Consider the following 14,382-nt stretch of genomic DNA (forward strand, 5'->3'; position numbering starts at 1 on the left):
CGGCTTGTCAAGGCCTCCCGCGCACAGCGGGTCGGCCGTGGCCTGTACACGGCCACGGAGCACTGAGTCTGACGCAGGAGTTGTGGTTGGGGATGGTGAACGGCGGAGCCGAGCGCGCGGCGAAGTGTCCCGCTGTGTTGCGGTGAAGATCCAGCACCGATCGCTATCGCTGGACCCGGGTGGCCGTGGGTCCCGTCCGGCTGATGCCGGCCGCTCGCGGTGGGGCGGGTCCGGCTGGGGCACGACAGCCCCAGGAAGGCCGTCAGACCGCCTCCGTTCGGCCCGGCCCTCACACCCACCTCGGCCACACAGCTGCGCCCTCGCACCGTCCCCGGGGTGTCCGCCGCTCGCGATGCCGGAGCCTCCAAAGCCGACTGGGCCGCCGTCCTCGCCGCCGGCCTCGACGTCGAGTTCACCGGCATCACCGGGGCGACCTCGGCATCGACTGACGCCATCAGCCCGCCAGATCCGGTCTTCACCGGGGCCGCATCCGGTGGGCCGCGACAACGAGTTGCAGCGCATGCGTCACCGAACTGCAGCGCCGGGCGTCACTGGGTTGCAGTCACGCCCGAACGGCACCCGGATGCCAGCTGAACGGCGTCTGCGTGGCTCGCATGGACGCCGTTTGAATTCCTGCGAATCTGCGGTTTGTTGTCACTGGGGGAGCGGGTGGTGTCACCGGCCATGCCGGGGCTCGATGGGGGACGCCATGTGGGACATCGCAGGCAAGCCCCTCGGCGACGACAGGTCGCCCGGGATGAGGCCTGCCGCGCCTGGACTACGTGGGCGAGGAGATCTACGACGTCCTCCGCCGCTACCAGGGGCCCGGAGAAGAGGCGTACACCGAGGCGAAGAAGCGCATGGGGCTCTACTACGTTACGGAGAAGTACAACGCCATCTCCCGGAACCGCTGGCAAGGTGTGAGAACGTGATGTCCGCAGACCAACCGTTCGCCAGGCACGACGGCGCCGTCGGCCTCCTCCTATTGCTCGTCTGTGTCGTGGCCACCCCGTGGCTGACCTGGTACGGCCTCAGGGCGCTGGCCCGTGCTCGGGGCGCCGGATCGCGGGTGAAGGCCCTCGCCTGCTGCTCGGCCCTGACCTGGGCCGCGGCGTTCGGCCTCTACGCCTTCGGTCTGCTGCATCTGATGATGGCCGACGACTACACCGAGGGCAGGGCATGCAATGCGGCAGTGGGAAAGCAGTTGGTCGGCTACGACCCCTCGTTCATCCCCTTGGAATTCGGCTGCGTCAGTTCCGACGGTCACACGGTTCCTGTGGTGATCCCCTCGTACGTCAACCCGGTGCTGGCCGTGCTCGTGGTCTGCGCCGTAACGCTCACCGTATTCGCGGTCGTCCGAAGTAAGGAGAAGTTCACGTGACGGCGAACATTCCGCGGCGCACCGTGCTGCGTCGTGCCGTCGGTATTGCCGCTGGTGCCGCGATCGGGTCACAGCCGGTGCTGGCCGAGGCCTCGGCTGTCGAGATAGTCGACCAGTGCGGCCTCCTTCCGGAGCAACTGGTCGCGGTCATCGGCAGATAGCGAGGCAAGGGCGTCGACCAGGACGCGATTGCGAGGAACGTGGACCATGTTGCCCGAGTAGATCCGGCACCCCGAGCACCAGGCAAACCCGATGCAACGCTCAAAGCTGGAGGCCTCGGGCGGATGGAAGCGGTGCTGGTAGGAGCGGACAGGCTCGTGGCACACGAGGCAGATCCAGCGGTCACCGTCGCGGACGGACTAGCCGTTTCCCCTCTTGCGCCAGGACTTCCGCCCGGCCGGTGCTCTTCAAGTTGCCATGCACTGATTCTGCCTTGGGGTGGTGTCCAAGGGACAACCGATTGCTCCGGCTGTCCGTGAGGCGTCACAGCAGCCACGACCATTCATGATCGCGGTTCCGGTGACGCTCCGTGGCTCTGGCACGGAAATTGTCTAGAACCTGAAAACCGACCTTCCAGGAGTCCGGGAAAGTTGACCCTGGTCTCGTAGGCGGCCTTGTGGGGACCCGCCCGGGGTAGTGTGCGGCCGTGAGTCTTGAGCACCTGCGCGACCACTGGTTGACGTCGATCGTCCTGCGCACCGACCTGGAGTCCAGCGAGGCTGTTGTCGTGCTGAGTTCGCTGAGTTCGGAGGGCGCCAGCGTGACGCTCCGCCTCGCGGGAATCGTGCATGTCAGGGCCGACATCGGCGACCCGGATGGCGATTTCGTGGACGAGGTCATCGTGCGGGAACTGCCTCAGTTCGGCCCGTGGCCGGTCGAGGCCCACCACCTTCTGCACCATCACAACAACCGTTCGGTGCTGTACTGGCTGACCATTACCGGTCCGAGCGGGGTGGAGTTCGTCGCTGAGAAACTCAGCGTCGACTAGATGACTGATGCCAAGGACTTCAGTGGTCATACGCGGTCAGGGAGCGCATGACGGGCTGCCCGGTGAAGCGGTCAGCGCCAGGATCCTGGAGCTGTTCGAAGCCGACCACGCACGGATGCGCGAGTCGGGCATGGACGTGATCAACGCCCGCCTCTACAAGGGTTCCACTCTGCCGGGACACAACCCGCGCACCGTCCCGCCTGTCCCGCCCGCCGGCGTCGTCACCCACCCCGCCTTCGCCGAGCCGAAGGTGATCTTTACCTGGAAGTCCGAGCACGGCACGGACCCCTACTTCCAGATGGACGTGCCGGCCAACTGGGCAACCCGTGTTGCACACCGGGGTTACGCCGTCATCGTCGGCCACCCGGTCACCTCGGTCCTGGAGGAAGACGCCGACGGCCGGCCCACCCGGATCCAGACGGTCGACCTCACCGGATACTTCGACTCCACCCTGCACGGGTGGCGTGCGTGGGCCCGCGACTGCATCCGCACCGTGGACTGGAGCGATCCCGGCCAGCCGTACCTGGCCCGGCCCGCGGCGGACCCGGGGCTGCACCTCGAACCTCCGGCGGCCGTTGCTCGTTGACCGGTCATGACTGCGCGCCGATCCCCCCGTGAGCTGCCCGGCAACCCGGGGATGCTGACCCGGATCTACCGGCACTCCCAGTTCGGCACCGCCGATCCCTGCAGTGACACGGCGGAGCGATGGGCGGTCGCCGTCACGGAGCCGGGCGACGATGACGAGGACGGGCCCCAGGTCGGCGAGCTGACGCTCTACCGGCTCCGGGCCTACACCGGGCACAGCTGGCTGATGGCCGCGGACAGCGAGTCCGGGGAGCTGCTCAGCATCGCCGAGGCCGTCCTGGACGGCAACGACTACAACGAGGAGTTCCTGAAGGCCATCGACATGCCCGTCGGCGACCTGCTGGTGCTCGACCGGGTGTACCTGGCCCCCGCCTGGCGGGGCTTCGGGCTCGGACCCGTCTTCGCCGCAGAAGCGATCCGTGGGCTGGAAGGCGGCTGCTGTGCGGTCGCGGTCGAACCCGGCGCCACCGAGTGGCCAGAGGACGAGAGCCTCGTGACGGACGAGTACAGCGCCACGGTGACCCGGAAGATCGCGGCGCTGTGGGAGACGATCGGCTTCCAACACTTCAAGGACGGCATTTACCTGCGCGACACCGCGGTCGACCGCGGCGGCATCCTGCGAGAGCGGCGCCAACACCTACGCACCCTGAGCGAGGCACACCGGGCCTCGAAGGCCTCCCGCTGACTGCTGAAGAACCGCCCGCCATGCCGTCCAACTTCGGGGGGTCGCGTGATCCCCGGCCCGCACCGGCTCAAGGGCGGCGCCCTCCAACTCGGCGCCGAGCAGCCCGGCCTACCCGGGCCGTTCGGCACCTGGCCCGACGAGCACGCCCAGGACCACACCGAGTTCCGGTGCTGACCTACGCGAGACAGCGCGGCTCACCCGCGCCCACCGCGGGCTCGGCGTCCCCGCCCGGCCGAGTTCCTGGAGCCTGTCCCGCTCGACCTGGTCGAAGTATTCCATCCACAGCCGCCGCCGTTCAGCCCGCAGCTCCTGCCACGCCTCCCGGGTGCGCTGCTCAGCCCGAGCGGAGGCGTTCGGCGCTGACGCCATACACAGGCGGCGCCCACTCATCCCAGGCGATGTACCGGCCCAAGCGGCCGTCGTACCGGCTGGTGGCCGCACGGCCACGATGCCCGGTGGTCTCAACCTGGCGGTAGGTCTCCTCGGCCATGCCCAGCGCCTTCGCCATCTGAGCGCGGCTGCGGCCAGTGAACACCCGACGGTGAACCAGCCGCTCCCGTTCGACCCTGCACAGTCCGGCCGGAGCGACACCGACAGCGGCCGCCAACCGCGGCAGCAACTCCGGCTTCGGAACGCGCGTCCCGGCCAGGTAGAGGCTCACCGCCCGCTCGGTCACCCCCACCTCGCGGGCGATCCGCGCAACCGACACGCCAGCGGCGGCGCGGGCGGCCCGGAGCTTGGCCGCGTCGAAGCCGTACGGCGTGGTGCTCACCCACGTCTCCTACCCGCTGTCGTATGAGGAAGTCCGTTCACCCTGAACGATCGGCAAGACACCCGGGCCGGTGAAGGTCCGTTCAGGGTGAACGAACCTCCACCCGGTCGTCCGTCGGCGGTGCGTTCCCGGCCGCCGTCCCGGACCCACCAGCCCGCACAGGCGCCCCACAGCCCGCCCCGCGGACCGCCAAGCAAGCCGCCGAATGCCATCGCCGCGCTGCGCCACGTCCGCACCCCGGCCGCCGTCCAGGAAAGCGCGCTCAACACTGACCAACCGGGCTTTCCGAGCCTCCGACCGCGCCTTCGCCGGAACCCAGTCCCGCCCACTGCCACCGGTGATCCGCGCGCCGTCTGGTGGTCGACTGCCGGGGGGCAACGGCAATCCTGCCGAGCCGGAACCGTCATCGCGCCTTCGCTCGTATGGTGTTCAGGCATGGCGGCGTCAGACAGCGGGGTGGGCAATGAAACCTGGTGACGTGATCGCGGGACGATACGAGCTGGTCAATCGGCTCGGGCGCGGTGGAATGGGTGAGGTGTGGGCCGGTCACGACCGGGACCTCCGTCGCACCGTAGCCCTCAAGCTGCTTTTCACCGGTGAGGACGTGGCAACCGATCTGCCGGCACGCTTCGCGCGTGAAGCGGTGGCCGCAGCCCGGATCAACCACCCGAACGTCATCACGCTCTATGAACGCGGTGTCCACGAAGACATGCTCTTCCTCGCTATGGAGAAAGTCGACGGGCTCACCCTGACCGACATCATCAGCCGGGAGAGCCCGATGGCCTTCCCCCGGGCACTGTCGATCGCCGACGACATCACCGCGGCGCTGGCCGCCGCACACCAGGCAGGAGTCATCCACTACGACATCACGCCACGCAACGTCATGGTCACCACCGACGGACGGGTGAAGGTCCTCGACTTCGGGATCGCAGGGTTCCTCCAGACGACCTTCGCCCTGGTCCGCTCCTCACTGCTGGCTCCCGCGGGAACCGTGGAGTACGGCGCCCCGGAACAGTTCCGCACCGAGAGAGGCGACGAGCGCTCCGACCTGTACGGGCTCGGCAGCGTACTGTTCGCCATGCTCACCGGCCGACCCCCCTTTACCGGACCCAACGCCTGGGCGGTCATGGCACGTAAACACGACGAGGACGCCCCCGGACTGGACACCCTGCGACCGGACACGCCCGCCGAACTGACCGCGCTGGTCGCGCAACTCCTGGCCCGCGACCCCGCGCGCCGCCCCTCCTCCGCACAGGAGGTGTACAAGCGGCTCCGACAACTGCAGACCGGACCCAAAGCCACCCCCGGAATCCGGCTGGTCCACACCGCACGCCCTGACGGAGCACCGACAGGCGGCAACGGCCCGTACCACCGCGTCCGCGTCTACCTCGACGGGACAGCCAGCGACCTCGACCAGGTCACCAAGGTCATCTACCACCTCCATCCGACCTTTCCCGAACCGCACCGCGTGATCACCGACCGGTCGACCAACTTCGCACTGGAGATGTCGGCCTGGGGAAGATTCACACTCACGGCCGACATCTTTACGGCAGACCACCAGGCCCCTGCGCGGCTCGAGCGATACATCAGCTTCTAACCCACCCCGCACCCCATCGCCAGCACCCCGACCCGACTGCGCCCTCCCGGCGCGGCCTGCGCCCTCGGCCCCCAGCAGCGCCCTCAGGCCCGCCAGCAGCCGCCCTGGAGCCACCCCGCCGCACCGGCCCACCCAGACGCCCCACAGGCCGCCCCACGGCCCGCAGAGCAGGCCGCCGACGCCATTGCCGCTCTACGCCATGTCCGCCCCCCGCCGCCGTCCTGGAGAGCGCTCCACCTCGCCCAGGCCCTCATGGAGCAGCCCCACGCCGACCCGGTCCTCTTGGAGGCCGCTGAGGGCCTGGCCGCCGTCATCCCGCAGTACCTCGCCGCAGCACGCCCGCCGCCCACACCGCCGCCCGCGTCGACGACCCATCGGGATCGGCCAGCTGGCCGCGTGAAGACGGGCGCGCCGAAGGCCTGCGCCGGGTACTGTCGCAGCAGGGCCGACCACCGACCGCTCACCCGTCCCGGGTGCAGTTTCTACCGGCGGAGCCAGTTGGGGTCGTGGGTGGGGCAGCGGTCGAGGTCGCAGACGGTTTCGGAGTTGGCCTGGCAATGGGCGGTGGGCCAGTACCGGGACCTGCACGGGCCGGGGTCGACGGGTGTGCCGTCGGTGGGCAGCAGACGTTCGCAGTACCCGCAGCACAGGGCAGCCTGCACGCCGCCCTGCTGCAGGCGCCTGAGAGCAGCCGCAGCCTCCCCGTACGGGAGCTCGGCCCGGGCAGTGACGGGCGCACTGTCCAGGAGCTGCCGGCTCTGCCACAGACTCAGACCAGTGACCAGCCGGATCGCCTTCAGCGCAGACGGACCACTGTAGGCCGCCCCCGTCAGTACAACGCTGAACTCCGGATCCTCCACAGACTTCCTCCCCAGCCGACACGCCATCGTGAACCCAGTCAACCCCCTGCCACCGCCCACCAGTTCCCGAACCCACTCGCTGCTCCCGGCCTCTCCCGATGGCGGCGGATGGAGCTGTCTGGCCGGCCAGAAGGCCATCACATCCGCGTGGGTGGGGCTGGTTGGTGTCGGGCGGGGCGCTGCGGCGCCGCGCTGTGCGCGGACCTGCCGCGCGGACGTCGTGCTGCTCGACATCCAGATGCCGGTCATGGACGGGCTGACGGCCCTGGCCGAGCTGTGCCGGACCGTGCCCGACACGCGGGTGCTGATCCTGACGACCTTCGTGGAACAGCAGAACGTCCTGCGCGCCCTGACCGGGGGCAGCGCGGGCTTCCTGCTCAAGGACTCGGCACCCGCGGAACTCATGCGCGCGGTCCGGGCCGCCGCGGCCGGGGACGCCTACCTGTCGCCGAGTGCCACCCGTCACGTCGTGGACTCGCTGGCGTCCGACCAGGGCACGCACCGCGCCGAGCAGGCCCGCCGCCGGCTGGAGGTGCTGACGGCCCGCGAGCTGGAGGTCCTGGCACTGCTGGGCGAGGGCCTGTCCAACGCGGACGCCGGCCGGCGGGTCCACATGAGCGAGGCCACGGTCAAGACGTACGTGAGCCGGATCCTGACCAAGCTGGAATGCGAGAACCGGGTGCAGGCCGCACTGCTGGCACGTGACGCCGGCCTGGGAACCTGACCGCAGGCCAACTGGCGTGCTCAGCCACAGGTGAGCATCCCAAGCGCCGGCGCGGCGCGCCTGCTCAAGCGCCGTCGATGCGGTCGAGCAACACCTGGGCCTCGATGGTGCGGGAGTTGTCCGGGCCGAAGGCGGCCAGGCAGTCGTCGCGGGCGGCTGCGGCCAGCAAGCGGGCCTCGGTGCCACGCCCCAGCCCGAGGAGGGCGATGGCCGCGGCCAGCTCGACGGCCCCGGTTTCCGGGCGGCGATGCTCCTCGGGCCAGTCGCGGCGCACCTCGTCGGCGCGCTCCGCCTCGGCGAGAGCCTCCACGTGGCGGCCCTGGCAATTGAGGCTGCGGGCCAGACCGAGCCGCAGGATCAGGGTGGCCTGGTCCGGTTCGCAGTGGGCGGCCAGATTCTGACGCGACAGCGCCTCGGCCTCCTCGTGGCGGCCAAGCGCGATGAGGGCCTGGATCTGCCCGGTGCGGGCGTGCACCACGATGAGCGGCACTTCCGGCCCTGTGTTGCGTGCTGCGAGCTGGGCGACGGCCGCGCACTCCGCCTCGCATTCGGCGTACCGGCCGAGCGCGCTCAGCGCGTGGGCGCGGTCCGAGCGCAGTTTGAGGGTCAGCGGATGCTCGGCGCCGACGAGCCCGTCGAAGACCGGCAGCAGTGCGTCGAATATGGAGACCGCCTCGGCGTGGCGGCCCTGAGCGCTCACCGCGAGCCCGGCGATGCCCAGCGCCAACGGCCCGAACACCTCGTCCTCCGGCTTCGTCCGGGGGGCCGCCGCCACGGAGCGGGCCTCGGCCTCGGCCTCGGCGTAGCGCCCCGCGTGGTACAGGGCGGTGGCCTGGACCAACGGGTTTGTCATCGTCTGACCGGCTTCACCTCGGCCGCCCCACCGAAAGAGTCTCATGCCCAGAGCATACGAATGCTGTGCACGCCTGTTCGGAGAACGAGGCAAGAGTCGATCTGCGTCTCGGGCGACGGGGGATCAACTCAGGCACTCACCGGGCCGGCTGGACCGCCAACGGGCCAATTGAGGAACTACGTCATTCAAGGACTACGAGAACCACCCAAGACTCGCAGAACACCTTCTGAGCGGTCCTGCACGTCGGGGCGGCGGCGGGGACCAGGCGGATGTGGACACGGTCGCTGCAAACCCCGACGAGTAGCGCCAGTGGCAGGTCCACCTGCGCCTCGGCCGACACCATTGCTTCTACCGTGGAAGAGTACGAGCCGGAGGTGCCCCGTGGAGAAGGCCGCGATGATCTGCGAGGAGTGGCGGCGGCCGGCCGCCCGGACGCCCTACGGCCGCTGCTCCTGGGAGCGCCACGGCCAGGACCGGAGCCCCGAGCGGGAGCAGCAGGCGGTGATCGACGCCGCACCGCAGGCCTTCGCGTTGTTCATGGGCCTGGCGCCCGGGCGCCGGATCGACTCCTTGGAGTAGTCCGTGCCGCCCTTCCGTCTCCCGATCGAGGTCGCGCTCGCCAAGCCGATCGAGCACCTGCCGGCCAGCGCCGCGGGCAGCCTTGCAGAGCCCAAGTGCGACGGCTGGAGAGCCATCGTGGTGGCCGGCCCCCACCCCCGGGTGTACAGCTGGCACGGCACCGACCTGACCCGCGCGTTCGCCGACGTCGCCGAAGCCGCCCGCCACCTCACCCCCTGCGTACTGGACGGCGAACTGCTGGCCGTGAAGCCCGACGGCATCCCGACCTCCACACGAGCGGCGACTCAACACGTCACCACTCCCCGAGGCCACCGACCCTATGCCTGAGCAGCGGAAACGCAGCCCTCGCACCCGGAAAGACAACAGCTACTGAGCACCTCCCTGTGCTGCGTCCACGTCCCCAGCAGGGCCACCAACAGCAGCCCTGAAGCCTCCCCGCCGTACCGACGCCCACAACCCGCGCAGCGCCCCGCCGAGTAAGCCACCGACGCAACGTTACTGGTACCCCAATGGCCGGCGACCGAACGGTTGACACCCGGGCACCGCTGTGCGCGAAGCTGCCGCCCGATTATTACCAACACCGAACACTGACAATTGATCTGATGATCTGTGAGAATGTCTCAACGGGGGTGGGGAAGATGGGATCGGGCAACGCGGCGCCGAGTGACGCCTCGGTTGTGAGGATCCTCGGCATGGACGGCCGGCCCGAGGGAGCCGGCTTCCTCGCCGGGCAGCGCGAGGTGCTCACCTGTGCGCACGTGGTGGCCAGGGCACTCGGCGTACCGCCCGATGCGGCGGAGCCGCCGGCCGGGCGGTTGGAGATCGACTTCCCGCTGGCCGCGCCCGGTGGGCGGATAGCGGTGGAGATCGGCTCGTGGACCCCGATCCGACCGGACGGGTCCGGGGACGTCGCGGTGCTCCGGCTCCTCTCCCCCGCGCCCCCCAAGGCGACCGTCGGCAGGCTCGTGGAGGACGTGGCGGGTCCGGACCGCCGAATGCGCACCTTCGGGTTCCCGGACACCTACGACGACGGCGCCTGGAGCGTCGGCTGGTTGCGCGGCCGCACCGGTGCCGGGTGGTTCCAGTACGACACCGATCCGGCCAGCGAGCACCGGGTGGAGCCCGGGTTCTCCGGTGCGCCGGTGTGGGACGTCGCCGAGGGCGGCGTGGTCGGGATGGTCGTGGCGGCGAACAGCACGGCGGACGTGCGTACGGCGTACGTGATCCCGACCGAGACCCTACGAGAGAGCTGGCCCGCACTCGGCAAGACAGCTCTGCCGCCCTGCCCGTTCCGGTCGCTGGAACCCTTCGAGGAGCGCCACGCCGGCTTGTTCCACGGCAGGGAGGAATCGGCCCGCCGGATCGCCGACCTGCTCGGCTGGGCGCCGGCGACCGCCCTGGTCGGCCCGTCCGGCTGCGGGAAGTCGTCGTTGCTGCACGCCGGTGTGCTGCCGAGGCTGCGGGACCGCGAGGACCTCGAGATCGTCCTGTTCCGCCCGGGGCAGTTGGGCCGCAGCCCGCTCGCCATCTTGGCGCTGATGCTGCTCCCACGGCTCGAACCCGACCTGACCGAGACCGCCCGTCTGGCCGAACTCCCCGGGCTCATTGACCGGTTGCGGGACGGACAAATGCCGGCGGTTGTCGACCGGATACTCGCCCGTCAGCACAAGGACCGGCTGCTGCTGGTCGCCGACCAGTTCGAGGAGGCGCTCATCGGCACGGAGCGCGCGGACGTCGACGCCCTGGCGTCCGCGCTGGGCGCCGCCCTGCTTCCCGGAGCCCGGCTGCGCGTGGTGACGACCCTGCGCAGCGACTTCCTCACCGCCGCCCTCACCCACCCGGGGCTGGCACCGCTTTTCGGCGGGGACCGTCTGGTCACGGTGGGTGCCATGACCGACGCTGAGCTCCGCGCGGCCGTCGCCCGGCCCCTGGAGCACACCGGCGTGGTGTACGAGCCGGGCCTGGTGGACCGGATCCTGGGCGACCTCGGGAGCGATCCGGGCCGCCTGCCGTTGCTGGAGTTCACCCTCACCAAGCTCTGGGAGCACCAGGACCGCAGCGTCATCGGTCATGCCGCGTACGAGGCGCTCGGCAGGGTCAGCGACGCGCTGGTGACCCACGCGGAGCAGATCTGGATCGGCAGCCTGAGCGAGGAGGAGCAACTGGCGGCCCGCGGGCTGCTCGTCCAGCTCGTCCACCCCGGCGGCGACGGCACGGAACCCGCCCGCCGCACCGTCGCCCGCACCGAGCTGAGTGTCGGGCAGTGGCGGATCGCGCAGCGCCTGCTGACCACCCGGCTGATTGTTCCCGGTACGGAGTTCCGTCCGAACGAGGGGCCGCCCGAAGAGACCGTAGAACTGGCTCACGAGGTATTGCTGACGCACTGGGACCGGCTGCGTGAATTCTTCGAGGCGGATCGCGACTTCCGGGTCTGGCAGGAGGACCTGCGGCGGCGGATCACCCTGTGGAACAAAGACAACCGCTCCGGCAGCCGCCTGCTGCGGGGGGCCGAGCTGCGTGACGCGCGGGACTGGCTCACCCGTCGGCGGGACGAACTGCGCCCCGCCGAGCTGGAGTTCGTCGAGGCAAGCGCCAGCGCCTCACGCCGCCGCCAGCGCACCCTCATCTCGCTCACCGTCGTGCTCAGTCTCGCCGCGGGCCTGGGCGCCTGGGCGTGGCGAAACGACATCACCCAGGACGTGGCCACCACCGCGTCGCAGGTGCTGGTCCAGCAGTCGCGCGACGCCGAGAACATGAGCAACGTGGGCGATCTGGGCTTCTCGTACACCGCGTTACTGCTGGCGCTGCGGGCCTACCGCACCCAGGACACCGAGCAGACCCGTGTGCGGCTCGGCGAGATGTACGCCCGGTACGGCTTCGCCGACCTGATCGCTCCCCGGTACAGCAGTACCGACACGCTCCTGACCGACCCGCTGTGGAAGCTGCCCGCCTCGTCGACCGCCGACGCCGAAGGCCGGGTGATAGCGGCACGGGCGGCCGACGGCACGATCGTGGTCGTCCGTGCCGACGCTTCCGGGGTGCACCGGGATCCGACCGGTCAGTCGGCGAGCGTCACGGCGGTGAGTCCGGACGGTTCCCTGGTGGCCATGGGGCGGATGCCGTTACCCTCGTCGACCGGGGCTCCGACGGCACTGCCGGACCCCCGCGGGCTGCCGGCGACGCTGTACGACGTGCGGACCGGGAAGACCCGGGAGCTGGAACGCCCCCGGGAAGGCGACCCTTTCCCGCACCAGAGCGCTCTGCCGAGCTTTCCCGGCCTTGAACTGCCCGAGCTCCCCGACCTGGCCGACATACCAGCGGTGACCATGCCGACGCAGTACGCGCGGCTCTCCTTCGCCCCCGACGGCTCGGTGCTGCTGGGTCAGACGGGTTTCCACGGCCTGGAAGGCCGGCTCCTCCTCTGGGACACGTCCGACGGTCGGATCAGGAAGGTGCTGCCCGGTCTCCCGGAGTCCGTCGACGAGATCTGGCTGGGAGCCGGCGGGGACAGCATGCTCACCCTCACGGGCTCCTCCGGACTGAGCACGGCGGACACCGTGTCGGCGAAACTGTGGGACCTGCGCGGCGAGGCCCCGGTCGCGAGGGAGCTGTTCCACTGGGCGGGCACGAAAACGCTGACGCTCGCGGTGGACGTGAGCCCGGACCTGAGCCGGCTGGCGGCCGTCGAGACCCAGCGGACCGACCTGACGGTAAGCCACCGGCTGGTGGTCCGTGAACTTCCGAGTGGCAGGGTCCTGAGCGAAAGCACGGACGCTCAGCAGGTGGCGGTGTCCCACGTTGCCGTACCGGACAGGAGCTCGCGCGCGGTGACCTTCGTATCGGCCGCGGTGACGCCGACTGGGGCGCTGCCCGGCGACGGGTCCATCGTCCCGGTCGACGACAGGTGGACGGTCGACCTTCTCGGCTCGGACGACGCCCTGTCGGTGATCATGACCGACATGGGGGTGATCGCCGTCGTGGGCCCGACGGGCGGCGACCCGGTGCGCCGGATCCCCGCTCGGCAGTGGAAGACCGAAGGGGTTCCTTCCACCGCCGAGGCCCAGCGCTGGCTGTCCGAGCTGTGTCGGGTCATGGGTGACGAGACGCTGCCGTCCGTCGCCGTGGAGAAGTTGCCGCCCGGTGCGTACCAGGGATCGGTGTGCACGTGGAAGAGGGAGAAGCATGGCTGACGTGACACAGCTCATCCGGGTATCACTGGACGACTCGGATGCCGCCGGGCAGGTCGTGCTGGAGGTCGACACGGCCGGCTCCGGCATCGTGCGCGCCGCCCGGCCGGGCGAGATCGTCGGGACCGCCACCCGGACCCTTACCGAGAGCTTCGACCAGGTCCGGGGCGCGGCCGCAGCCCTGTTGGATCGGCTGACCACGCTGCCTAGCCCGCCGAGCAGCGTGGAGGTGGAACTCGGCGTGAAGATCAACGCCGAGGCGGGCGCGGTCATCGCCAAGACAGCGGCCGAGGGCAACTTCGTGATCAAGCTGACCTGGCAGCGGACCGACAGCCCAGGCTGATCACCGCACGACCTTGATCCACGTTCGGAAGGGGTCTTACTGGCTGCGGCCGGCCTGGCGCGACCCCTGCCGCACCGTTGCTGCGTTGCTGTACCTGTTGGAGCACCTGTAGGTGATCTGGGCAACGCCACGGCCGGGGGCCGGTCCGCTGCCCGCTCGGGGGTTCCGGCGCGGACCGGCCCCTTCAGTCTGTGCGGGCGGGCGCCGCCCTGCCGCTGGGGTTGGTCCGGGGTGATGTCAGGGGGGTGTCTCCCTGTCAGTCCCCGCGGCGCGGGCCTGCGGGCCGGGTTTGGGCACGGCCGCCGGTGCCGTAGGCGCCGAGCCGCTCCGGCGTGCCGCCGGTTCGCGCTTGGGGCGCTTGAAGTCGGCCGAGTTCCCACGATGTGCGATACGCGGCACCGGACGTAGAGGCTGGCCATCGATACTCTTCGGCTTTCCGCCCTGCTGCGTTCGCTTCTGGTCCGGGGAGCAACGCGCTCGACTACAACATCCAGATCTCGATGTGGCCGCACCCCATCTGCGGCACCCGCTCCGACACCTTCCTCGTCGTCACCGGAAAGCCCGGCGTCTGGGCGGACGCGGCGTTCTCCATCGTCGTTCCGTAACCCCGCACCACCTGCGCCCACGGGGCGCGCCAAGGAGCCGTGACACCTCCGGCCGCCTGCCAAGGGTGCCCCTCCCGCACAGGCCGCGGGAGGGACACCGTGCCTCGGACAGCCACGGACACTTCGGTACCGAGGACGTGCATGTCAGATCCCCGCAGGCCACCAGGACCCGATCCTCACTGACGAGCGTTCGCGGCGGGGGCGGCCGGCGCGAGGTCTGCGC

General features: G+C 70.3%; 17 protein-coding genes. 14 read left to right on the plus strand and 3 right to left on the minus strand.

Translation table 11 applies throughout. The annotated features are described in order from the left end of the window. Window positions 1-336: 336 nt before the first annotated feature. The 8 genes from ACFU7Y_RS25000 to ACFU7Y_RS25035 all read left to right on the plus strand — a co-directional run bounded on the left by ACFU7Y_RS25000 (window position 337) and on the right by ACFU7Y_RS25035 (window position 3,813). Window positions 337-594 carry a hypothetical protein gene (locus ACFU7Y_RS25000; protein ID WP_380769704.1) on the plus strand — a complete coding sequence of 86 codons (258 nt, stop codon included), beginning with the start codon at window positions 337-339 and terminating at the stop codon, window positions 592-594. A 188-nt stretch (window positions 595-782) separates the two neighbouring features. Next, window positions 783-932 (plus strand): hypothetical protein, encoded by a 150-nt coding sequence (locus tag ACFU7Y_RS25005; protein WP_380769705.1) that lies wholly within the window; start codon window positions 783-785, stop codon window positions 930-932. Further along, window positions 929-1,381 (plus strand): hypothetical protein, encoded by a 453-nt coding sequence (locus ACFU7Y_RS25010; protein WP_380769706.1) that lies wholly within the window; start codon window positions 929-931, stop codon window positions 1,379-1,381. The genes ACFU7Y_RS25005 and ACFU7Y_RS25010 overlap by 4 nt, the downstream gene beginning before the upstream one ends. Beyond that, the gene (locus ACFU7Y_RS25015; RefSeq protein ID WP_380769707.1) at window positions 1,378-1,542 is read left to right on the plus strand and encodes a hypothetical protein; all 165 of its coding nucleotides are present in this window, start codon (window positions 1,378-1,380) and stop codon (window positions 1,540-1,542) included. Before ACFU7Y_RS25010 ends, ACFU7Y_RS25015 begins: the two co-directional genes overlap by 4 nt. 485 nt (window positions 1,543-2,027) lie before the next feature. Then, entirely contained in the window at window positions 2,028-2,369 is a 342-nt protein-coding gene (locus ACFU7Y_RS25020; protein WP_380769708.1) for a hypothetical protein, read from the plus strand. Between the two features lie 22 nt (window positions 2,370-2,391). Next, the gene (locus ACFU7Y_RS25025; protein ID WP_380769709.1) at window positions 2,392-2,955 is read left to right on the plus strand and encodes a hypothetical protein; all 564 of its coding nucleotides are present in this window, start codon (window positions 2,392-2,394) and stop codon (window positions 2,953-2,955) included. A gap of 6 nt (window positions 2,956-2,961) precedes the next feature. Further along, entirely contained in the window at window positions 2,962-3,639 is a 678-nt protein-coding gene (locus ACFU7Y_RS25030) for a hypothetical protein (RefSeq protein ID WP_380769710.1), read from the plus strand. A gap of 45 nt (window positions 3,640-3,684) precedes the next feature. After that, window positions 3,685-3,813: a hypothetical protein gene (locus ACFU7Y_RS25035; RefSeq protein WP_380769711.1), complete on the plus strand. Its 129-nt coding sequence runs from the start codon at window positions 3,685-3,687 to the stop codon at window positions 3,811-3,813. A gap of 160 nt (window positions 3,814-3,973) precedes the next feature. Here the strand turns inward: ACFU7Y_RS25035 and ACFU7Y_RS25040 are convergent, their stop codons facing one another. Further along, window positions 3,974-4,411 (minus strand): helix-turn-helix domain-containing protein, encoded by a 438-nt coding sequence (locus ACFU7Y_RS25040; RefSeq protein WP_380769712.1) that lies wholly within the window; start codon window positions 4,409-4,411, stop codon window positions 3,974-3,976. A 478-nt stretch (window positions 4,412-4,889) separates the two neighbouring features. On the opposite strand from ACFU7Y_RS25040, the gene ACFU7Y_RS25045 reads away from it, so the two are divergent. Next, window positions 4,890-6,008 carry a protein kinase gene (locus ACFU7Y_RS25045; protein ID WP_380769713.1) on the plus strand — a complete coding sequence of 373 codons (1,119 nt, stop codon included), beginning with the start codon at window positions 4,890-4,892 and terminating at the stop codon, window positions 6,006-6,008. Window positions 6,009-6,490: 482 nt separating this feature from the next. Here the strand turns inward: ACFU7Y_RS25045 and ACFU7Y_RS25050 are convergent, their stop codons facing one another. Next, window positions 6,491-6,868 carry a ribosomal protein L7/L12 gene (locus ACFU7Y_RS25050; RefSeq protein ID WP_380769714.1) on the minus strand — a complete coding sequence of 126 codons (378 nt, stop codon included), beginning with the start codon at window positions 6,866-6,868 and terminating at the stop codon, window positions 6,491-6,493. Between the two features lie 136 nt (window positions 6,869-7,004). Here ACFU7Y_RS25050 and ACFU7Y_RS25055 point away from each other — a divergent pair, with 136 nt between their 5' ends. Then, window positions 7,005-7,592 carry a LuxR C-terminal-related transcriptional regulator gene (locus tag ACFU7Y_RS25055; RefSeq protein WP_380769720.1) on the plus strand — a complete coding sequence of 196 codons (588 nt, stop codon included), beginning with the start codon at window positions 7,005-7,007 and terminating at the stop codon, window positions 7,590-7,592. Between the two features lie 64 nt (window positions 7,593-7,656). Here the strand turns inward: ACFU7Y_RS25055 and ACFU7Y_RS25060 are convergent, their stop codons facing one another. Further along, entirely contained in the window at window positions 7,657-8,445 is a 789-nt protein-coding gene (locus ACFU7Y_RS25060; protein WP_380769715.1) for a tetratricopeptide repeat protein, read from the minus strand. Window positions 8,446-8,826: 381 nt separating this feature from the next. On the opposite strand from ACFU7Y_RS25060, the gene ACFU7Y_RS25065 reads away from it, so the two are divergent. The 4 genes from ACFU7Y_RS25065 (at window position 8,827) to ACFU7Y_RS25080 (ending at window position 13,554) form a co-directional block, all read left to right on the plus strand. Next, window positions 8,827-9,024, plus strand: a complete 198-nt coding sequence (locus tag ACFU7Y_RS25065; protein ID WP_380769716.1) for a hypothetical protein — start codon at window positions 8,827-8,829, stop codon at window positions 9,022-9,024. Window positions 9,025-9,027: 3 nt separating this feature from the next. After that, complete coding sequence (locus tag ACFU7Y_RS25070) at window positions 9,028-9,351, plus strand: hypothetical protein (protein WP_380769717.1); 324 nt, start codon at window positions 9,028-9,030, stop codon at window positions 9,349-9,351. A gap of 182 nt (window positions 9,352-9,533) precedes the next feature. Next, window positions 9,534-13,214, plus strand: coding sequence for a trypsin-like peptidase domain-containing protein (locus ACFU7Y_RS25075; protein ID WP_380769718.1), 3,681 nt, complete (start codon window positions 9,534-9,536; stop codon window positions 13,212-13,214). Beyond that, entirely contained in the window at window positions 13,207-13,554 is a 348-nt protein-coding gene (locus tag ACFU7Y_RS25080) for a CU044_2847 family protein (protein ID WP_380769719.1), read from the plus strand. Before ACFU7Y_RS25075 ends, ACFU7Y_RS25080 begins: the two co-directional genes overlap by 8 nt. The last annotated feature ends 828 nt before the right edge of the window (window positions 13,555-14,382 follow it).

Source organism: Kitasatospora sp. NPDC057542 (genome assembly GCF_042801945.1).
Taxonomy (GTDB): Bacteria; Actinomycetota; Actinomycetes; order Streptomycetales; family Streptomycetaceae; genus Kitasatospora.